Source organism: Pseudomonas sp. S10E 269, from assembly GCF_002798465.1.
GTDB classification, from domain to species: Bacteria; Pseudomonadota; Gammaproteobacteria; order Pseudomonadales; family Pseudomonadaceae; genus Aquipseudomonas; species Aquipseudomonas pergaminensis.
Map to the genome: position 1 here is coordinate 3,466,598 of NZ_PHIJ01000001.1, position 21,091 is coordinate 3,487,688.

The window sequence follows — 21,091 nt, forward strand, 5'->3', positions numbered from 1 at the left end:
AGACGAGACTGACTTCATGGCCCTCGACATTCACGCCCACCGCATCCTGATCCTCGATTTCGGTTCCCAGTACACCCAACTGATCGCCCGCCGCGTGCGTGAAATCGGCGTGTACTGCGAACTGCATCCGTTCGACATGGACGACGAAGCGATCCGCGAATTCGCACCGAAAGGCGTCATCCTCGCCGGTGGCCCCGAGTCCGTGCACGAAGCCAACAGCCCACGCTGCCCGCAAGCCGTATTCGACCTGGGTGTACCGGTCTTCGGCATCTGCTACGGCATGCAGACCATGGCCGAGCAACTGGGCGGCAAAGTTGAAGGTTCCGAGCTGCGTGAATTCGGTTATGCCCGTGTAGACGTGGTCGGCAAGAGCCGCCTGCTGGACGGCATCGAAGACCACGTCGACGCCGACGGCCTGTTCGGCCTCGATGTGTGGATGAGCCACGGTGACAAGGTCACCAAGATGCCGGAAGACTTCCACATCCTGGCCAGCACCCCGAGCTGCCCGATCGCCGGCATGTTCAGCGACGAGCGCCGCTACTACGGCGTGCAGTTCCACCCGGAAGTGACCCACACCAAGCAAGGCGGCCGCATCCTGTCGCGCTTCATCCTCGACATCTGCGAGTGTGAAGCCCTGTGGACCCCGTCGAAGATTGCTGAAGACGCCATCGCCCAGGTGCGCGCCCAGGTCGGCACCGACAACGTCCTGCTCGGCCTGTCCGGCGGCGTTGACTCCTCCGTGGTTGCCGCGCTGCTGCACAAAGCCATTGGCGACCAACTGACCTGCGTCTTCGTCGACAACGGCCTGCTGCGCCTGCACGAAGGCGAGCAAGTGATGGCCATGTTCGCCGAGAACATGGGCGTCAAGGTGATCCGCGCCAACGCCGAGGACCAATTCCTCAACAACCTGGCCGGCGAGTCCGACCCAGAGAAGAAGCGCAAGATCATCGGTCGCACCTTCATCGACGTCTTCGATGCCCAGTCCAACAAACTGGACAACATCAAGTTCCTCGCCCAGGGCACCATCTACCCTGACGTGATCGAGTCGGCCGGCGCCAAGAGCGGCAAGGCCCACGTGATCAAGTCCCACCACAACGTGGGTGGCCTGCCTGAGGAAATGAACCTCAAGCTGGTAGAGCCGCTGCGCGAACTGTTCAAGGACGAAGTCCGCCGTCTGGGCCTGGAACTCGGCCTGCCGTACGACATGGTCTACCGCCACCCATTCCCAGGCCCGGGCCTGGGCGTGCGGATCCTCGGTGAAGTGAAAAAGGAATACGCCGACCTGCTGCGTCGCGCCGACCACATCTTCATCGAAGAACTGCGCAAGGCCGACTGGTACCACAAAGTCAGCCAGGCATTCGTGGTCTTCCAGCCGGTGAAATCTGTTGGTGTAGTAGGCGATGGCCGTCGTTACGCCTGGGTCGTGGCCCTGCGTGCGGTGGAAACCATCGACTTCATGACCGCTCGCTGGGCACACCTGCCATACGAACTGCTGGAAACTGTCAGCGGCCGTATCATCAATGAGATCGAAGGTATTTCGCGCGTGACTTACGACGTGTCGAGCAAGCCGCCGGCGACGATTGAGTGGGAGTGATCCTGCGGTAGCAGGTGAACGTTGAATAACAAAACCCCGGCCAAGTGCCGGGGTTTTGTGTTTATGGAATACGGTAAATGGATCACCCCGATTCTCTGTAGGAGCTGGCTTGCCAGCGATGAGGCCCATGAATGATGTGGCGGGTTCAAGGATGCCATCGCCGGCAAGCCGGCTCCTACAGTGGGCGCGTCAGGCTGCTCAACGCCGCGCAATATCCGAAAAGTAAAACTTATCCAACGTATGCCGCGACTCGGTGTACTCGAACTGCCGTCCATCCTGCAAAAATGTCTGGTTGCTCACCACGATCACATGGCTCTGACCTTCGAGGTCGAGGTGTGTCTGGTCGTCCTTGCTGCGCGGCAGGGCTTCGATGGTGCGTTGCGCGTAGGCAATTTGCAGTTGCAAGGTCTGCTCGATAAACGCGTAGATCGACTGCTCGGCAATCGCGCGATCCAGGCCGGGGATCACGTCGGCCACGAAGTGGTTGATGTCGAGGATCACCCGTTTGCCGCCGATGCGCCGTACCCGTTTGATGCGGGTGATCAGGGTGCCGGGGTCGGCTTCGATGTGTTGCAGCAGTGAGCCTTCCAGTGGCAATTGAGTGAATTCGACCACTTCGGTGCGTACGTCATCGCCGAGGTCGGCGTGGGTTTCGTGGAAGCTGACGATGCCGCCCAGTTGGAACTCGATCGGGTTGGGCGACAACACGAAGGTGCCCTTGCCGTGGATCTTTTGCGCAAACCCACGCTCCTGCAACTGCTCGATGGCCCGACGCACGGTGCCTCGGCTGGCCTGGTAGCTGTCCATCAATTCGGTTTCGGAGGGAAGGCGTGTGCCGCGCTGCAGGCGTTCGGTGGTGATGCTGGCAAGCAGATCCGTATAGATCTGGTTGTATTTGCTCATGGGGATGGCTCTTTGCCGGGGTTGCGGTCAAGGCAGGAACCTTAGTGGCAGAGCGGGGGTTTGTCCATTAGACCCTTGGATTTATGCGGCTTGTAGCGATGCGCTGTCCTACAAAAAATAAACAAAATGTAACTCGTACAGACGAGTTGTTGCTTTAACTCGTACAGACGAGTACTTTTGCCTTCGGCGTGCTGCCAATGACTGCCCCCAAATAAAAAAATCAAAGTGGAAACCAAGCATGAGCCACGACTATTCGACGATTGCCCGCGAGATTCTCGAGAACCTCGGGGGCAGCGACAACCTTGAGCAAGCTGCCCATTGCGTCACCCGCCTGCGCCTGGCGCTCAAGGATCCGAGCCTGGTCAACAGCAGTGCGCTGAACCAGGTGGATCTGGTCAAGGGCTCGTTCTTCACCGGCGGCCTGTTCCAAGTGGTGATCGGCCCCGGCGAAGTGGAAAAGGTCTATGCCGCCCTGCGCGAACAGACCGGCCTCGCCGCCGCCACCATCGCTGACGTGAAGAAGAAGGGCGCCGACAAGACCAACGCAATGCAGCGCCTGGTGCGGGTGTTCTCCGATGTGTTCATGCCGATCCTGCCCGCGTTGATCATCGCCGGCCTGTTGATGGGCGTGAACAACCTGATGGGCGCCAAGGGCATGTTCATCGAGGGCAAGACGTTGCTGGAGGCGTATCCGAACCTGGATGGCCTGTGGAGCCTGATCAACCTGATGGCCAACACCTCGTTTGTGTTCCTGCCGGCATTGGTGGGCTGGTCGGCGGCCAAGCGTTTTGGCGGCAGCGAAATCCTCGGCATCGTGCTCGGCCTGATGCTGGTGCACCCGGACCTGCTCAACGCCTGGAACTACGGCAAGGCAGTCGCCGGTCTCGACGGCCAGAGTCTGCCGTACTTCGATATTTTCGGTTGGTTCCAGATTGAGAAGGTGGGCTACCAGGGGCAGATCCTGCCGATCCTGATGGCAGCCTACGTGATGAGCGTGATCGAAAAATGGCTGCGGGCGCGGGTGCCCAACGCGATTCAACTGCTCGTCGTACCGATCACCACCATCGTCGTCACGGGTGTGCTGGCCCTGGCAATCATTGGCCCGGTGACCCGTCATCTCGGCATCCTGATCACCGAAGGCGTGGTCACGCTGTTTGACCTGGCACCCATGGTCGGCGGGGCGATTTTCGGCCTGCTGTATGCACCGCTGGTGATCACCGGCATGCACCACATGTTCCTCGCCGTGGACCTGCAGCTTATTTCTACTCAGGGCGGCACCTTTATCTGGCCGATGATCGTCATGTCCAACCTGGCCCAGGGCAGCGCTGCGCTTGCGGTGTTCTACATGACCCGCAATGCGCGGGATAAAAGCATGGCGTCGACCTCGGCGATTTCGGCTTACTTCGGCATTACTGAGCCGGCGATGTTCGGGGTGAATTTGCGTTTCAAGTTTCCGTTCTATGCGGCCTTGGTGGGCTCGGGATTGGGCAGCATTTTCCTCGCGCTGAACAAGGTGCAGGCCTCGGCCATCGGGGTGGGAGGCTTGCCTGGGTTTATCTCGATTGTGCCGCAATCCATCGCGGTGTTTGTGATTGGCATGGTCATCGCGATGGTGGTGCCGTTTGTTTTGACCTGTGCGTTGAGCATGAAGATTGTTCGGCCTGGGTACAGGGTCGCCTGACCCGACGCCATCGCAGGCAAGCCAGCTCCCACATTTGAAACGCGTCCCGGGCTTGCCCGCGATGAGGCCCGAGAGGCCTGTACACAAATCAACTGAAGGAACCCACCATGCAAGACTGGCAACACTCGGTGATCTACCAGATCTACCCCAAAAGCTTCCACAGCCACGCGGGTAACGCCACCGGTGACCTGCTGGGCATCGTGGACAAACTCGACTACCTCAAATGGCTGGGCGTCGACTGCCTGTGGATTACGCCGTTCCTGCGCTCGCCGCAGCGCGACAACGGCTACGACATCAGCGACTACTACGCCATCGACCCCAGCTACGGGACCATGGCCGACTGCGACTTGCTGATCAGCGAAGCGGCCAAGCGTGGCATCAAGCTGATGCTGGATATCGTGGTCAACCACACCTCCATCGAACACGAGTGGTTCCAGCAGGCGCGCAGCAGCCTCGATAACCCGTACCGCGACTTCTACATCTGGCGCGACCAGCCGAATAACTGGGAATCCAAGTTCGGCGGCTCGGCCTGGGAATACGAGGCGCAAACCGGGCAGTACTTCCTGCACCTGTTCGACCACACCCAGGCCGACCTGAATTGGGACAACCCCAAGGTGCGTGCCGAGGTGTTCAAGCTGATGCGCTTCTGGCGCGACAAAGGCGTGGGCGGTTTCCGCCTGGACGTGATCAACCTGATCTCCAAGCCTGCCGATTTCCCCGAAGACGCCAGCGACGGTCGGCGCTTCTACACCGATGGCCCGAACGTGCACGAATACCTGCAGGAAATGCACCGCGAAGTGTTCGAAGGGCATGACCTGATCAACGTCGGCGAGATGTCGTCCACCAGCCTCGAACACTGCATCCGCTACTCACGGCCAGAGTCGAAAGAGCTGTCGATGACCTTCAACTTTCATCACCTGAAAGTCGATTACCCGAACCTGCAGAAGTGGGTGAAGGCCGACTTCGACTTCTTGCAGCTCAAGCAGATTTTCTCCGACTGGCAACTGGGCATGCAGGCCGGTGGCGGCTGGAACGCGCTGTTCTGGTGTAACCACGACCAGCCACGGGTGGTCTCGCGCTTCGGCAATGACGGTGAGCATCGGGTGGTCTCGGCCAAGATGCTGGCGACCGCGCTGCACTTCCTCCAGGGCACGCCGTTTGTGTACCAGGGCGAAGAGCTGGGCATGACCAATCCTGGCTTCGACAGGATCGAGCAGTACCGCGATGTAGAGACCCTGAACATCTTCCGGCTCAAGCGCGATGCGGGTGAGTCCGAGGCGTCGAGCATGGCCGCGATCATGCAGAAATCCCGCGACAACGGCCGCACGCCGATGCAGTGGACTGCCGGGGCGAATGCGGGTTTCAGCAGGGGTGAGCCGTGGATCGGAATCCCGGCCAATGCGGCACAGATCAATGTCGAGAGCCAGTTGGACGACCCGGATTCCGTGCTGCATCACTACCGTGCGCTGATCGCGTTGCGCCGCCATGAGCCGCTGATCCAGGAAGGCGTTTATCGCCAGCTGTTGCAAGACCATTTGCAGGTCTGGGCGTACCTGCGTGAAGGCCACGGCGAGCGCCTGCTGGTGCTGAACAACTTCTACGGCACGCCGTGCGAAATCCAGCTGCCGGACGACGTCATCAACTCGGCCAGCGAGCAGCGCCTGCTGATCAGCAACTACCCCGACTGCCCGCAACGCACCGCCACCGTCGCACTGCGCCCCTATGAGTCCTTCGTCCTGCACCTGAAAGACTGAAACAACGCGCCCCTGTAAGAGCCGGATTGCCGGCGATAGCGCCCTCAAGACCGCTATCGCCCTGCGGACTGCTATCGCCGGCAAACCGGCGCCTACAACGGATCGTGTCGAGCAAAAAAGTAAGAAAACAATAAAAATAAAAGGAGCGTTTCATGAGAACAACAATAAAGCTGGGCCTCGTTGCGTCTTGCCTGGGCTTGCCCTTTGGCGCTCAAGCACTGGAATTTGCCGGTTACCTGCGCAGCGGCGCGGGTACTTCAACCGGTAGCGGCCCACAGCAATGTTTCCAACTGCCGGGGGCGCAAACCAAATACCGCCTGGGTAACGAATGCGAACAATACGCCGAACTGGAGCTGCGCCAAGACCTGCTCACCCTGGACGACGGCTCGGTGCTCAGCGTCGATGCAATGGCGTCGCTCTATAACAAATACGACCGCGAGCTGAAGTTCCAAGGCGAGAATAACGGTACCGCGCGCATGCCGCAGATGTATGCGCAGTGGTCCAACCTGCCCGCGCTCAATGGCGGTTCGGTATGGGCCGGTCGGCGTTACTACAAACGTAACGACATCCATATCTCCGATTTCTACTACTGGAACCAGAGCGCCACGGGCGGTGGTATCGAGGACGTGCTGATCGGCGACCTCAAATACAGCTACGCGATTTCGCGCAAGGACAACCTGTACCAGAAGGAATACGCCACCCGTCACGACTTCAACGTCGCGGGCTTCAAGACCAACCCTGGCGGCGAGCTGGAACTGGGCCTGAGCTACATCGAAAAAGCCGGCGGGCGTGACACCAACAGCGGCTGGGCGATTACTGCGCAGCACGTGCAAAAACCTTTCCTGGGCGGCAAGAACAAGTTCGCCTTGCAGTACGGCGAAGGCCCCGGCACCGGCCTGGGCTACACCGGCAATACCTTCCTGGACAACAGCAGCAAAAGTTACCGTGCCGTGGAGTTTTTCGACTGGCAGGTGACGCCGCGTTTTGGTGGGCAGGTCGAGGCGGTGTACCAGAAAGACATTCGCCCTGGCAGCCAGGACCAGACCTGGATGTCCATCGGTGTGCGCCCGGCGTATGCCATCAGCGAGCAGTTCAAACTGGTCACCGAACTTGGGCATGATCAGGTCGACGCCACCGGCGGTACACGCAAACTGAGCAAATTTACCTTCGCCCCGACCTGGTCACCCAAAGGCCCGGAATTCTGGGCGCGACCGGAGGTGCGCTTGTACTACACCTATGCAACCTGGAACGAAGCGGCCAAACGTGCGGCGAATGAATTGGCGGCGGGGTCGGCGTTGTCTGATACCGGCTCCTATGGCACGGCGCGGCATGGGTCGAATGTTGGCGTGCAGGTCGAATATTGGTGGAAATAGCGCGAACTCATGTGAATGCGCTTTGCGTGGGAGCTGGCTTGCCTGCGATGCGGGCGACTCGGTCTTTCAGTAACACCGAGGCGATGCTATTGCAGGCAAGCCAGCTTCCACATTGGATCGTCGTCATCTTGGGGTTGCATCACCCAATGATTTTTACAGAACAAAACAGCAGGTGAAGTCATGACCCCATCTAAACCCCTGGAATTGCTGGCGCCCCTATCCGGTGTGCTGCTGGCACTGGACAAGGTCCCCGACCCGGTATTTTCCAGCCGCGTGATCGGCGACGGCCTGTGCATCGACCCGACCTCGCAGACCTTGTGCGCGCCGCTGGCCGGGGTGATCAGCAATATCCAGGACAGCGGGCATGCGGTCAGCGTGACCGATGACAACGGCGTCCAGGTGCTGCTGCATATCGGCCTGGACACCGTGAACCTGGCGGGCCAGGGCTTCACCCGGTTGGTGCAGGAAGGCCAGCGGGTGGAGGCCGGACAGGCGCTGATCGAGTTCGATGCTGACTACGTGGCTATCCATGCGCGCAGTTTGCTGACCTTGATGCTGGTGGTCAGCGGCGAACCCTTTACCGTATTGGCGAGCGGTCTTGTGGACGCTGGCCAGCCGCTGTTGCAGTTAGTCCCCCGTGAAACCGCCGAGGCGATGGTTGAGGAGGAGGGCGAGGCACTGTTCTCCAAGCCACTGACCTTGCCCAATGCCAACGGCCTGCATGCCCGCCCGGCGGCGGTATTCGCCCAGGCGGCGAAGGGTTTCAAGGCCAGCATCTACCTGCACAAGCAAACCCAGAGCGCCAATGCCAAGTCGCTGGTGGCGATCATGGCGTTGCAGACCGTGCAGGGCGACACCCTGCAAGTGAGTGCGGCGGGCGCCGATGCCGAGGCGGCGATCCAGGCGTTGGTTGCCTTGTTGGCCGAAGGCTGTGGCGAGGCAGTGACGAACGTTGCCGAGCCGGTCGCGATGGTGTTGTCGGCGACGTTGCTTAAAGGCGTCTGCGCCTCACCGGGTTCGGCGTTTGGCCAAGTCGTGCAAGTGATCGAGCCCGAGTGGGTCATCCCTGAACACGGCACGGATGAAGCGTCTGAACGTGCCGCCCTGGCGCGTGGCCTGGTGGCTGCCACCGCAGCGCTGCAAACCCTGCAAGACACGGCTGCCGGCAGCGCCCAGGCGGAGATTTTCCGCGCGCATCAGGAGTTGCTCGAAGACCCGACCTTGCTCGAACAAGCCCACAGCCTGCTGGATGAGGGCAAGAGCGCCGCCTTTGCCTGGAACAGTGCCACGGTTGCGACGGCCGACCTGTTCCAGGGTTCAGGCAATGCCCTGCTGGCCGAACGTGCGGCCGACCTGGCGGACGTCGGCCAGCGTGTGCTGAAACTGATACTGGGGGTCCAGGACAGCGCCTGGGACTTGCCGGAGCGCGCGATCCTGATCGCCGAGCAACTGACCCCTTCGCAGACCGCCAGCCTGGATACCCGCAAAGTCCTGGGGTTTGTCACGGTCGGCGGCGGTGCGACCAGCCATGTCGCGATTCTGGCCCGAGCCCTTGGCCTGCCGGCTATCTGCGGCGTGCCCGCCCAGGTGCTGGCGCTGGCCAACGGCAAACAGGTGCTGCTCGACGCCGACAAAGGCGAGCTGCACCTGGAGCCGAACCTGGCCGAGATCGAACAGTTGGAGGCCGCCCGCAAACACCAGGTGCTGCGCCATCAGCGCGATGTGGCGCAGGCGTCTCTACCGGCCACCACCCGCGACGGCCATCACGTCGAAGTGACCGCCAACGTAGCCTCGTTGCAGGAAGTCGAGCACGCCCTGACCCTCGGCGGCGAAGGGGTTGGCCTGTTGCGTTCGGAGTTTCTCTACCTGGACCGCAACCGCGCACCAAGCCCCGAGGAACAAGCCGGCACCTACACCGCGATCGCCCGTGCCCTGGGCCTGGGGCGCAACCTGGTGGTGCGCACCCTTGACGTCGGTGGCGACAAGCCGCTGGCCTATGTGCCCATGGACGCCGAGACCAACCCGTTCCTCGGCTTGCGCGGCATCCGCCTGTGCCTTGAGCGCCCGCAACTGCTGCGCGAACAGTTCCGTGCGATCCTCGCCAGTGCCGGTTTTGCGCGGCTGCACATCATGTTGCCGATGGTCAGCCTGCTGTCGGAGCTGCACCTGGCGCGCAAGATTCTTGAAGAGGAAGCGCTGGCGCTGGGGCTCACCGAGTTGCCGAAGCTGGGCATCATGATTGAGGTGCCCTCGGCGGCGCTGATGGCGGACGTGTTCGCGCCCCATGTGGACTTCTTCTCCATCGGCACCAATGACCTGACCCAATACACCCTGGCCATGGACCGCGACCACCCGCGCCTGGCCAGCCAGGCCGACAGCTTCCACCCGGCGGTGCTGCGCCTGATCGCCACCACGGTCAAGGCCGCCCATGCCCATGGCAAGTGGGTGGGCGTGTGCGGCGCGTTGGCCTCCGAAGCGCTGGCCGTGCCGGTGTTGATCGGCTTGGGGGTGGATGAGTTGTCGGTCAGCGTGCCGTTGATCCCCACCATCAAGGCCACCGTGCGCGAGCTGGACCTGGCCGACTGCCAGATCATCGCCCGCCAGGTACTGGGCCTGGAAGAAGCCGCCCAAGTGCGTGAGGCCCTGCGCCAATATCACGCGGCCACTGTTGAAACCTCACCTGTCGTGGAGCTTTGAGCATGTTCGAGAAATTGCAGCGGGCGTTCTGGAAAGCCCTGACGCCGGATTTGATCGCCGAGACGGTCACTGCGCCGACGCAGAGCCTGTTGTTGGCCGAGGTGCTGAACGCGTTGGGTGGGGCGGATAACCTCAAGTCGCAGCAGCGTGTGGCGCTGACGCGGGTGAGGGTGCAGTTGCAGGATGTGGCGAAGGTGGATGCTACGGCGTTAAAGGCAGCGGGGGTGCCAGGTGTGATGGTGCTGACGGGCGGAGTGGTGCATCTACTCACCGGCCTTTAAGCCTAGTGAAGATCCAAATGTGGGAGCGGGCTTGCTCGCGAATGCGGTGTATCAGTCAGACTGTGTAGCGACTGACTCACCGCATTCGCGAGCAAGCCCGCTCCCACATTAGTCTTAGGGTGTTTGGGAGTGTGTCTTACAACTGCGGGTTATCTTCCGGCGGCTTGGTCTTGTCCACACCCGGCACATGCAAGTTGCCTTCGACCACCTGGTTGCCCTCCAACTGCGGCTGGGTCACCCATGTGAGGATGTCGTAGTAGCGGCGGATGTTTGCCACAAAGTGCACCGGCTCCCCACCGCGGGCGTAGCCGTAGCGGGTCTTGCTGTACCACTGCTTCTGCGACAGGCGTGGCAGCATCTTCTTCACGTCCAGCCACTTGTTCGGGTTCAGGCCTTCGCGCTTGGCCAGGTTGCGTGCGTCGTCCAGGTGGCCGGTGCCGACGTTGTAGGCGGCGAGGGCAAACCAGGTGCGGTCCGGCTCGGCGATGCTGTCGTCCAGTTCATCCTTGATCTTGGCCAGGTACTTGGCGCCGCCCATGATGCTTTGCTTGGGGTCCAGGCGGTTGGACACACCCATCGCCTGGGCAGTGTTCTGGGTCAGCATCATCAAGCCGCGCACGCCGGTCTTGGAGGTGACGGCCGGCTGCCACAGTGACTCCTGATAGCCGATGGCCGCCAACAGGCGCCAATCGACCTTTTCTTCCTTGGCATAGGCGCGGAAGTGTTTCTCGTACTTGGGCAAACGCTGCTGCAGGTGCTGGGCAAAGGTGTAGGCGCCCACATAGCCGAGCACGTCGACATGGCCGTAGTAGCGGTCTTTCAGACGCTGCAACGTGCCGTTCTTCTCGACTTTATCCAGGTAACTGTTGATCTCGTTAAGCAGGCTGTTGTCTTCGCCGGCGGCCACTGCCCAGCTCTGGTTGCTGGCGTTGCCCAGGTCGAACGCCACGCGCACGTTGGGGAAGTACACCTGGTTCATTGCCACTTCGTTGGAGTCCACCAGGGTCAGGTCGATTTGCCCTTCGTCCACCATGCGCAGCAGGTCGACCACCTCAACGGCGTCGGATTCTTCGTATTCAATCGCAGGATTCTGCTTTTTCAGCGCCGCCAGTTGCTCGGCGTGGGTGCTGCCCTTGAGTACCATGATCTTCTTGCCCACCAGGTCCGCCGCATTGGTCGGTCGGGACTGGCCATTGCGGTAGATGATCTGCGGGGTGACTTCTAGATAAGGGTGGGAGAAACGCACTTGCTGCTGGCGCTGTTCGCTGCTGACCAGGCCGGCCGCCGCAAGGACCGGGCCGTTGGGCTTGCCCAACTGGCCGAACAGGTCATCGAGGTTGTCGGCGGTCTCGATCTCCAGCTTCACACCCAAGTCGTCGGCGAAGCGCTTGACCAGCTCGTATTCGAAACCGGTTTCACCGTTGCGGTCCTGGAAATAAGTCGCCGGGCTGTTCCGGGTGACCACCCGCAATACGCCATCCTCCTTGATTCGCTCGAGCGTGCTGGGTTTATCAACACAGGCGCTGAGCATCAGGAAGAGTCCGGTGGCGATGAGCCATTTGGCGCATCGCGGGCGCAAAGCAGTTGGGGAGAACATCTGCGCAGTATACGCAAACGGCCCACGGCGCCATATCTCGACAGCGTGGGAGTTGTCTGCTAGCACCCGAAAAACTGTGCTGCAGCCCGCAGAAACGCGGCTTGCCGAGGGATTGTGACGGTTAAAATAACTGCGCCGAATGGCCTGCCCGCCTCCACGAAAGGGGCGTAATCCAGCCAACTGACGTCTGGCAGCAGCCACCGGTAGCGTTTCGGGTGCCGTTGGCGACGGTTTACGCTAGAATGCACGGCCTCAAAGCACACCCCCTTCCCGAGGCTGTCCCGAAGATGTTGATCCTGCGCGGCGCTCCTGCCCTTTCTGCCTTTCGCCACAGCAAACTCCTTGAGCAACTGAGCCAGAAGGTTCCAGCTGTTACAGGCTTGTACGCTGAATTTGCTCACTTCGCCGACGTTACCGGCGTGTTGACCGCCGACGAACAGCAAGTGCTGGCACGCCTTCTGAAGTACGGCCCAAGCGTTCCGGTTCAAGAGCCTAACGGCCGCTTGTTCCTGGTTCTGCCGCGGTTCGGCACCATCTCGCCCTGGTCGAGCAAGGCCAGCGATATCGCCCGCAACTGTGGCCTGGACAAAATCCAGCGCCTGGAGCGTGGTATCGCTTTCTACGTCGCCGGCCAGTTCAGCGATGCCGAAGCCGAGCTGATCGCCAGCAGCCTGCACGACCGCATGACCCAGATCATCGTCAGCCAGCTGGAACAGGCTGCCGGCCTGTTCAGCCACGCAGAGCCCAAGCCGCTGACCGCGATTGACGTGCTCGGCGGTGGCCGCGCCGCCCTCGAGAAGGCCAACACCGAACTGGGCCTGGCCCTGGCCGAAGACGAGATCGACTACCTGGTCAACGCCTTCAACGGCTTGAAGCGCAACCCGCACGACATCGAACTGATGATGTTTGCCCAGGCCAACTCCGAGCACTGCCGTCACAAGATTTTCAACGCCAGTTGGGACATCGACGGCGAAAGCCAGGAAAAAAGCCTGTTCGGCATGATCAAGAACACCTACGTGATGCACAGCGAAGGTGTTCTTTCTGCTTATAAAGACAACGCCTCGGTGATCGTCGGCTCCGTCGCCGGCCGTTTCTTCCCGGACCCTGAAACCCGCCAGTACGGCGCGGTGCAGGAGCCGGTGCACATCCTGATGAAGGTTGAAACCCACAACCACCCGACCGCGATTGCCCCGTTCCCGGGCGCAGCCACCGGTTCCGGCGGCGAAATCCGCGACGAAGGCGCCACCGGCCGTGGCGCCAAGCCGAAGGCGGGCCTCACCGGTTTCACCGTGTCCAATCTGCAGATCCCAGGCTTTGAACAGCCATGGGAAGTGCCGTACGGCAAGCCTGAGCGCATCGTCACCGCGCTGGACATCATGATCGAAGGCCCGCTGGGCGGCGCCGCGTTCAACAACGAATTCGGGCGTCCGGCGCTGACCGGTTACTTCCGTACCTTCGAACAATCCATCACCACCCCGCGTGGCGATGAAGTGCGCGGCTACCACAAGCCAATCATGTTGGCCGGCGGCATGGGCAACATCCGTGAAGAACACGTCAAGAAAGGCGAGATCCTGGTCGGCTCCAAGCTGATCGTGCTCGGCGGCCCGGCGATGTTGATCGGCCTGGGCGGCGGCGCCGCTTCTTCCATGGCCACCGGCACCAGCTCGGCAGACCTGGACTTCGCTTCCGTACAGCGCGAAAACCCAGAGATGGAGCGTCGCTGCCAGGAAGTCATCGACCGTTGCTGGCAGTTGGGTGACAAGAACCCGATCAGCTTCATCCACGACGTCGGCGCCGGTGGTTTGTCCAACGCCTTCCCGGAACTGGTCAACGATGGCGACCGGGGTGGCCGTTTCGAACTGCGCAACATTCCTAACGACGAGCCGGGCATGGCCCCGCACGAAATCTGGAGCAACGAATCCCAGGAGCGCTACGTATTGGCGGTCGGCGCTGAAGACTTCGCGCGCTTCCAGGCCATCTGCGAACGCGAGCGCTGCCCGTTTGCCGTGGTCGGCGAAGCCACTGCCGAACCGCAGCTGACGGTTACCGACAGCCACTTCGGCAACAGCCCGGTGGACATGCCGCTGGAAGTGCTGCTGGGCAAAGCCCCGCGCATGCACCGTTCGGCGGTCCGTGAAGCCGAGCTGGGCGATGATTTCGACCCAAGCCAACTGGAACTGGCCGACAGCATCGAACGCGTGCTGCACCACCCGGCCGTGGCGAGCAAAAGCTTCCTGATCACCATCGGCGACCGCACCATCACCGGCCTGGTGGCTCGTGACCAAATGGTTGGCCCATGGCAGGTCCCGGTGGCTGACGTTGCCGTCACCGCCACCAGCTTCGACGTCTACACCGGTGAAGCCATGGCCATGGGCGAGCGTACGCCGCTGGCCCTGCTGGACGCTCCCGCGTCGGGCCGCATGGCCATTGGTGAAACCCTCACCAACATCGCCGCTTCGCGCATCGGTAAATTGTCCGACATCAAACTGTCGGCCAACTGGATGTCCGCTGCCGGCCACCCAGGTGAAGACGCGCGCCTGTACGACACCGTCAAAGCGGTCGGCATGGAGCTGTGCCCGGAACTGGGTATCACCATTCCGGTGGGCAAGGACTCCATGTCCATGGCCACCCGTTGGAACGAAGACGGCACCGACAAGAGCGTCACCTCGCCGCTGTCGCTGATCGTCACCGGTTTCGCACCGGTCACCGACATTCGCCAGACCCTGACCCCGCAACTGCGCATGGACAAGGGCACCACCGACCTGATCCTGATCGACCTGGGCCGTGGCCAGAACCGCATGGGCGCCTCGATCCTGGCGCAGACCCATGGCAAGCTCGGCAAGCAGGCACCGGACGTCGATGACGCCGAAGACCTCAAAGCCTTCTTCGCCGTGATCCAGGGCCTGAACGCCGACGGCCACCTGCTGGCTTACCACGACCGTTCCGATGGCGGCTTGCTGACCAGCGTTGTCGAGATGGCCTTCGCCGGTCACTGCGGCCTGAACATCGTGCTCGACAGCGTTGCCGAGGATGCTGCCGAGATCAACGGCATCCTGTTCAACGAAGAGTTGGGTGCGGTGATCCAGGTTCGCCAGGACGCTACCCCGGACGTACTCGCCCAATTCAGCGCCGCTGGCCTGGACGACTGCGTGGCCGTGATCGGCCAGCCGATCAACAACGGCGAGATCAACATCTCGTTCAACGGCGACACTGTATTTGCCGGTCAGCGCCGCTTGCTGCAACGCCAGTGGGCCGAGACCAGCTACCAGATCCAACGCCTGCGTGATAACGCCGACTGCGCCGAGCAGGAATTCGACGTGATCCTGGAAGAAGACAACCCGGGCCTGAGCACCAAGCTCAGCTTCGACGTCAACCAGGACATCGCCGCGCCTTACATCAAGAAAGGCATTCGCCCACAGGTTGCCGTACTGCGTGAGCAGGGCGTCAACGGCCAAGTGGAAATGGCAGCCGCGTTCGACCGCGCTGGCTTCAATGCGATCGACGTGCACATGAGCGACATCCTCGCCGGTCGCGTTGATCTCAACGAGTTCAAAGGCCTGGTAGCCTGCGGCGGTTTCTCCTACGGCGACGTGCTGGGTGCCGGTGAAGGCTGGGCCAAGTCGGCCTTGTTCAACAGCCGTGCCCGCGACGCCTTCCAGGGTTTCTTCGAGCGCAACGACAGCTTCACCCTGGGTGTGTGCAACGGTTGCCAGATGATGTCCAACCTCAGCGAGCTGATCCCGGGCAGCGAGTTCTGGCCGCACTTCGTGCGTAACCGTTCCGAGCAGTTCGAAGCCCGTGTCGCCATGGTGCAGGTGCAGGAGTCCAACTCGATCTTCCTGCAAGGCATGGCCGGTTCGCGCATGCCAATCGCCATCGCTCACGGTGAAGGCCATGCCGAGTTCGAAAGCGAAGAAGCGTTGCTGGAAGCCGACCTGTCCGGCACCGTCGCCCTGCGTTTTGTCGACAACCACGGCAAGGTTACCGAGACCTACCCGGCCAACCCGAACGGTTCGCCGCGCGGGATCACCGGCCTCACCAGCCGCGACGGTCGCGTGACCATCATGATGCCGCACCCGGAGCGTGTATTCCGCGCCGTGCAGAACTCGTGGCGTCCGGAAGAGTGGAACGAAGACGGCGCCTGGATGCGCATGTTCCGCAACGCCCGTGTGTGGGTGAACTAAGGCGGTGTACAAGCTCAGCTTCTTCGTGCCCGACAGCCACGTGGAGACGGTGAAGACCGCCGTCTTCGCCGCTGGCGGCGGGCGCATCGGCAATTACGACAGCTGCGCCTGGCAAGTGCTGGGCCAAGGCCAATTCCGCGCGTTGGACGGCAGCCAGCCGTTCATCGGGCAGGTGGGCCAGGTTGAAGTGGTTGAAGAGTGGAAGGTGGAGCTGGTTGTGGCGGACGAGTTGATCGTGGCTGTTGTGGCGGCGCTCAAACTCAGTCACCCGTATGAGACACCGGCGTATGAGGTGTGGCAGTTGGCGGATTTTTGATTCGTTGGCTGCATAAACACGAAACCCGCTGGGCCAGTTTGGTCAGCGGGTTTTTTGTTGGCTGTTAGGGCCTCATCGCGGGCAAGCCCGGCTCCCACATTCGACCGCGTTGTCATGTCGTACATCACTCACTGTGGGAGCTGGCTTGCCTGCGATGGCGTCGGTACAGGCGCCTCAGATCTCTCCCACAGGTCTTTCAGGTTGTCCCTCGGAACTTCTCTCACTAATCTTCACCAGTCGCTGCCAATTCAGCGACCGGGACTGCAAGCCCGCCGAAATCATGTGTTGGACATGAATGAGATTCCTGGTCTCAACACTCCAGTCGCCAGTTAAGGCCAATCGCAGGCAAGCCAGCTCCCACATTTTGAATGTATTCACAGATAAAAAATGTGGGAGGCGGGCTTGCCCGTGATGGGGCCTGTTCAGGCAAAGGTTTGTTAGGCCCCAGCCCCAATCTGGCGACCGCTGACCAACCGCTCCAACGCGTCACCCAAGCCCGACGCTTTGTCACCAATCAACAAGTGCCAAACACCGCTTTCCAGCTGGCTCACACCCTGGCAACCCAGAGCCGTCAGGTCAGCTTCAGACAACACCGAGTCATCCCCTAACTCCACCCGCAACCGCGTCATCGCCACCGCTTCCAGCTGGCGAACATTCCCTCGGCCACCCAAGGCATTCAGCCACTTCTCGGCTTCCTGCACATTCACCGCCACCGGTTTATCCACAGACGCAACCGCCACCGGCGCACTGGCAACAAACGAAGGCATGGCCAACCGAATCTCATCGGCGATGCTGTCTGCCATCGGCCCGACCACCACCTGCAAACTGCCGCCGTTACCTGGCCGGACGACCGCCATGGCACCCAGGGCTTTCAGCTCCGCATCCACCGCCTTGTTGCGATCCACCATGTCCAACCGCAGGCGCGTGGTGCAGGCGCCAACGCTCAGCAAATTCTGCGCACCGCCCAAGGCCTGGATGTAGGCCGTAGCGCGCTGGTTATCCGTCATCACCTCAGCCTGCACCACCTGGATATCTTCCCGCCCCGGCGTTTTCAGGTTGAAGCGACGAATGCAGTAGTTGAACACGCTGTAGTAGATCAGCGCATAGGCCAAGCCAACCGGGAATACCAGCCAGCCGTTGGTGGACTTGCCCCAACCCAGCACCATGTCGATAAACCCACCGGAGAAGGTAAAGCCCAGGTGGATATTCAGCATATTGGTGACCGCCATCGACAGGCCGGTCAGCACCGCATGGATCAGGTACAGGAACGGCGCGAGGAACATGAACGCGAACTCAATCGGCTCGGTCACCCCGGTCAGGAACGAGGTCAACGCCATGGACAGGAAAATCCCGCCCATCACTTTACGGCGCTCCGGCAGCGCATTGCGGTACATCGCCAGGCACGCGGCAGGCAGACCGAACAGCATCACCGGGAACATGCCGGTCATGAACTGGCCGCCTTTGGGGTCGCCAGCGAAGTAGCGGGTCAGGTCGCCCGTCACCACCGCGCCGGTGGCCGGATCGGTAAAGGTGCCGAACACAAACCACGCCATGTTGTTGAGGATGTGGTGCAGCCCGGTGACGATCAGCAGGCGGTTGAACACGCCAAACACAAACGCACCCAGGCTGCCGCTTTCCATCAACAACACGCCGAAGCTGTTGATACCGTGCTGGATCGGCGGCCAGATCAAACCAAAGATCACGCCCAATCCGACCGCACTGAACCCGGTGACGATCGGCACGAACCGTCGCCCACCAAAGAACGCCAGGTACTCCGGTAGCTTGATGTCCTTGAAGCGGTTGTACAGCCCGCCCGCCATCAGGCCGCTGGCGATACCGGCAAGCATGCCCATGTTGATGGACGTGTCCATCACCTTGAGCGTGGAGACCATCACCAGGTAACCAATCGCACCCGCCAAACCGGCCGTGCCGTTGTTGTCGCGGGCAAACCCCACGGCGATGCCGATAGCGAAGATCAGCGCCAGGTTGGCGAAGATCGCCTGCCCGGCGTCGTGCATCACCGCGATGTTCAAAAGATCGGTGTCGCCCAGGCGCAGCAAGAGGCCGGCGATCGGCAGGATCGCAATCGGCAGCATCAGTGCACGGCCCAGGCGTTGCAGGCCTTCGATGAAATGTTGGTACATGGCGAGTCTCCTTTTTTCTTGTTGTTGTCAGCTCAGCGGCCAGTGGTGTTGACAGGCTTGGCGAACGGCTTTGGCGCTGCTCAGGTCGAGCAGCCCTTGGCTCAGTTGCCGGCATTGCGCCGCGTCCAGGTGGCGGACACGGTCCTTGATTTCTCCGATCTGCGGCGGGCTTACCGAGAGCTCGCTGACCCCCAGGCCCACCAGGACCGGCGTGGCCAACGGGTCGGAGGCGAGGGCGCCACACACGCCGACCCAACGCCCGTGTTTTGCAGCGCCCGCGCAGGTCTGGGCGATCAGCCGCAGCAGCGCCGGGTGCAGCGCATCGACGCGCGCGGCAAGGCCGGCGTGGTCGCGGTCCATGGCCAGGGTGTACTGGGACAAGTCATTGGTGCCGATGGACAGGAAGTCCGCGTGCTTGGCCAACTGCTCGGCCATCAGTGCGGCTGCGGGCACTTCGATCATCACGCCCAGTTCGGGGCGCTGGGTCAGTTCCAGCTCCACGCACAACTCATCCAAACGCTGGCGGATCTGCAGCAGCTCATCCACCTCACTGACCATCGGCAGCAGGATGCGGCAGCGCTCCAGTGGGGAGACCTGCAGCAGCGCGCGCAGTTGCTGGTCGAGCAGTTCCGGGCGCACTTGGGCCATGCGGATACCGCGCAGGCCCAGCACCGGGTTGGTTTCGACGGGCAGTGGCAGGTAATCGAGTTGCTTGTCGCCGCCCACGTCGATGGTGCGGATGATCACTGACTTGTCGCCCATGGCATCCAGTACGGCTTGGTAGGCGTGGCGTTGTTCCTGCTCATCCGGCGCGGTGCGGCGGTCGACGAAGAGGAATTCGGTGCGCAGCAGGCCGACGCCATCGGCACCGTTTTCAAACGCCACTTGGGCTTCGGCACTGGAAGCGACATTGGCGGCCACTTCGATGGTCACGCCATCGCTGGTGCGCGCCGGCTGTTGGGCCTGGGCCTGTTGCTGCTGGCGACGCAGTTTCTGCGCGTCACGAATCTGGTGCACTTCGGCGTGGCGCGCGTCGCTGGGTGCCAGTTCCAGGCGGCCATTGGCGGCGTCCAGCACCACACGTTGGCCTTGGGGCACGTCGAGGACTTCGGCACCTAACGCCACCACGCAGGGCAAGCCTTTGCCGCGCGCCAGGATCGCCACGTGAGAGGTGGCGCCGCCTTCGGCCATGCAAATGCCGACGGCCTGTTGCGCGCTGAGTTGCAGCAGGTCTGAGGGGGTCAGTTCATGGGCGCTGACAATCGACCCCGCGGGCAATTCGAAATGCCAGGCTTCACCCAGCAACGCACGCAGTACCCGTTGTTGCAAATCACGCAGATCGTTGGCGCGTTCGGCAAACAGTGGTTTGCCCAGGGCCAGCAATACCGCGCATTGCGCCTGGATTGCATCGCGCCAGGCGTGAGTCGCTGCGCTGCCTTTTTCGATGGAGCCGGTCGCGGCTTCCAGCAGGTTAGGATCTTCCATCAGCGCGAGGTGGGCGGCGAAGATGTCTTCTTCCTCGACGTTCTTGCGCTGGCGCGCTTGATCCAGAGTCATGCGAATTTCGCTGCGCACTTGCTCCAGGGCGGCGTCCAGGCGTTGCAGTTGCTCATCGGCAGCATGGTGGCCGGTGTCTGCCGGCAGTTCGATACCCGTCAGGCGGAACAGCGGCCCACATACGAGACCCGGAGCAGCACACACACCTTGCAAAACGCCGGCTTCGGTGTTGGCTCGGCGTGGGGTGGCAACGACGGGGGAGTGGTGTTCTTCCTTAATGGCGGCGGACAAGGCCGCGACCAGTGCCTGCAACGCCGCCTCCGCATCCTTGCCGCGACAGCTCACACGCACTTCATCCCCTTCGCCAATACCCAGTCCCATCAAGCCAATCAAGCTGTCACACGAAGCTGATTTGTCACCGAAATGCAGCTGTGCCTGGCTGCTGAAACCCTGGGCCGTCTTGCGGATCAACGCCGCCGGACGCGCATGCAAACCACCGCGATGCGTGATGCGCACGCTGGCGCTGACTTCAGCGTCCGAGTTATCCACAGCGGTTTGAACCGCTGCCGCCGAACGCGCCACGACCCGCAACAACGGCTCGCCGACCTTGACCGATTGCCCGGCTACCGAACGCAATTCGAAACGTTCGCCATTGGTCAGGATGATCAGGCTGATCAAGCTCTTGCACTGACGTGCAATGCGGTCCAGGTCAAACTGCACCAATGCTTGCCCCTTGCTCACCTTCGCGCCTTCCTTCACCAGCAAGGCAAAGCCTTCGCCGTTCAGTTCCACCGTATCGATGCCCACATGCATCAACACCTCGGCACCGTTCTGGGCGCGAATCGTCAGGGCGTGCCCGGTGCGCGCGACATGGATGATCACGCCGTCACAGGGCGCATGCAGGCAATCGTTCAGGGGGTCGATGGCAATACCGTCGCCCATGGCGTGGCTTGCGAACACTTCATCAGGAACGTCGCCCAGGGTCAGCACGGGCCCGCTTAACGGGGCGCTGAGGGTCAATTCATTATTGTTGTAGGGCATGGGCACGGTACTCATCAGGAAAACGCCAC

12 protein-coding genes are annotated in these 21,091 nt (G+C 61.7%); 8 read left to right on the forward strand and 4 right to left on the reverse strand.

Annotation, left to right across the window (positions count from 1 at the left end; genetic code table 11):
• Window positions 1-16 precede the first annotated feature (16 nt).
• Entirely contained in the window at window positions 17-1,594 is a 1,578-nt protein-coding gene (guaA, locus tag CWC48_RS16110) for a glutamine-hydrolyzing GMP synthase (RefSeq protein ID WP_028617834.1), read from the forward strand.
• Between the two features lie 198 nt (window positions 1,595-1,792).
• Here the strand turns inward: guaA and treR are convergent, their stop codons facing one another.
• On the reverse strand, window positions 1,793-2,497 hold the full coding sequence (gene treR / locus CWC48_RS16120; RefSeq protein WP_100492189.1) for a trehalose operon repressor: 705 nt from the start codon (window positions 2,495-2,497) through the stop codon (window positions 1,793-1,795).
• Between the two features lie 238 nt (window positions 2,498-2,735).
• Between treR and treP the strand changes: the two genes are divergently transcribed.
• From treP to CWC48_RS16145, 5 genes are all read left to right on the forward strand, one after another.
• Window positions 2,736-4,178, forward strand: a complete 1,443-nt coding sequence (gene treP / locus CWC48_RS16125) for a PTS system trehalose-specific EIIBC component (RefSeq protein WP_100492190.1) — start codon at window positions 2,736-2,738, stop codon at window positions 4,176-4,178.
• A 107-nt stretch (window positions 4,179-4,285) separates the two neighbouring features.
• The gene (gene treC / locus CWC48_RS16130; protein WP_100492191.1) at window positions 4,286-5,932 is read left to right on the forward strand and encodes an alpha,alpha-phosphotrehalase; all 1,647 of its coding nucleotides are present in this window, start codon (window positions 4,286-4,288) and stop codon (window positions 5,930-5,932) included.
• A gap of 152 nt (window positions 5,933-6,084) precedes the next feature.
• A complete protein-coding gene (locus CWC48_RS16135) occupies window positions 6,085-7,305 on the forward strand; it encodes a carbohydrate porin (RefSeq protein ID WP_099494241.1) in 1,221 nt (406 codons plus the stop codon).
• A 180-nt stretch (window positions 7,306-7,485) separates the two neighbouring features.
• Window positions 7,486-10,002, forward strand: coding sequence for a phosphoenolpyruvate--protein phosphotransferase (gene ptsP / locus CWC48_RS16140; RefSeq protein ID WP_100492192.1), 2,517 nt, complete (start codon window positions 7,486-7,488; stop codon window positions 10,000-10,002).
• Window positions 10,003-10,004: 2 nt separating this feature from the next.
• Complete coding sequence (locus CWC48_RS16145; RefSeq protein ID WP_100492193.1) at window positions 10,005-10,283, forward strand: PTS transporter subunit EIIB; 279 nt, start codon at window positions 10,005-10,007, stop codon at window positions 10,281-10,283.
• A 136-nt stretch (window positions 10,284-10,419) separates the two neighbouring features.
• On the opposite strand, the gene mltF is transcribed toward CWC48_RS16145, so the two are convergent.
• Window positions 10,420-11,880 (reverse strand): membrane-bound lytic murein transglycosylase MltF, encoded by a 1,461-nt coding sequence (gene mltF, locus CWC48_RS16150; protein ID WP_078050084.1) that lies wholly within the window; start codon window positions 11,878-11,880, stop codon window positions 10,420-10,422.
• A 287-nt stretch (window positions 11,881-12,167) separates the two neighbouring features.
• Here mltF and purL point away from each other — a divergent pair, with 287 nt between their 5' ends.
• Together purL and CWC48_RS16160 are read left to right on the forward strand one after the other, a co-directional pair.
• Complete coding sequence (gene purL / locus CWC48_RS16155) at window positions 12,168-16,064, forward strand: phosphoribosylformylglycinamidine synthase (RefSeq protein ID WP_078050083.1); 3,897 nt, start codon at window positions 12,168-12,170, stop codon at window positions 16,062-16,064.
• 4 nt (window positions 16,065-16,068) lie between these two features.
• The gene (locus tag CWC48_RS16160) at window positions 16,069-16,380 is read left to right on the forward strand and encodes an NIF3 1 (protein ID WP_015885716.1); all 312 of its coding nucleotides are present in this window, start codon (window positions 16,069-16,071) and stop codon (window positions 16,378-16,380) included.
• Between the two features lie 437 nt (window positions 16,381-16,817).
• Here CWC48_RS16160 and nagE read toward each other — a convergent pair whose 3' ends face one another.
• Both nagE and ptsP (CWC48_RS16170) read right to left on the reverse strand, forming a co-directional pair.
• The gene (gene nagE / locus CWC48_RS16165) at window positions 16,818-18,524 is read right to left on the reverse strand and encodes an N-acetylglucosamine-specific PTS transporter subunit IIBC (protein ID WP_099494243.1); all 1,707 of its coding nucleotides are present in this window, start codon (window positions 18,522-18,524) and stop codon (window positions 16,818-16,820) included.
• A 27-nt stretch (window positions 18,525-18,551) separates the two neighbouring features.
• Complete coding sequence (ptsP, locus tag CWC48_RS16170; RefSeq protein ID WP_100492194.1) at window positions 18,552-21,062, reverse strand: phosphoenolpyruvate--protein phosphotransferase; 2,511 nt, start codon at window positions 21,060-21,062, stop codon at window positions 18,552-18,554.
• Window positions 21,063-21,091 lie beyond the last annotated feature (29 nt).

Bases quoted from the DNA above. Each gene is read 5' to 3' on its own strand.
- treC (WP_100492191.1), top strand. From the start codon at position 4,286: ATGCAAGACTGGCAACACTCGGTGATCTACCAGATCTACCCCAAAAGC.
- ptsP (WP_100492192.1), top strand. From the start codon at position 7,486: ATGACCCCATCTAAACCCCTGGAATTGCTGGCGCCCCTATCCGGTGTG.
- purL (WP_078050083.1), top strand. From the start codon at position 12,168: ATGTTGATCCTGCGCGGCGCTCCTGCCCTTTCTGCCTTTCGCCACAGC.
- CWC48_RS16145 (WP_100492193.1), top strand. From the start codon at position 10,005: ATGTTCGAGAAATTGCAGCGGGCGTTCTGGAAAGCCCTGACGCCGGAT.
- treR (WP_100492189.1), bottom strand. From the start codon at position 2,497: ATGAGCAAATACAACCAGATCTATACGGATCTGCTTGCCAGCATCACC.
- treP (WP_100492190.1), top strand. From the start codon at position 2,736: ATGAGCCACGACTATTCGACGATTGCCCGCGAGATTCTCGAGAACCTC.
- CWC48_RS16135 (WP_099494241.1), top strand. From the start codon at position 6,085: ATGAGAACAACAATAAAGCTGGGCCTCGTTGCGTCTTGCCTGGGCTTG.
- guaA (WP_028617834.1), top strand. From the start codon at position 17: ATGGCCCTCGACATTCACGCCCACCGCATCCTGATCCTCGATTTCGGT.
- mltF (WP_078050084.1), bottom strand. From the start codon at position 11,880: ATGTTCTCCCCAACTGCTTTGCGCCCGCGATGCGCCAAATGGCTCATC.
- nagE (WP_099494243.1), bottom strand. From the start codon at position 18,524: ATGTACCAACATTTCATCGAAGGCCTGCAACGCCTGGGCCGTGCACTG.
- ptsP (WP_100492194.1), bottom strand. From the start codon at position 21,062: ATGCCCTACAACAATAATGAATTGACCCTCAGCGCCCCGTTAAGCGGG.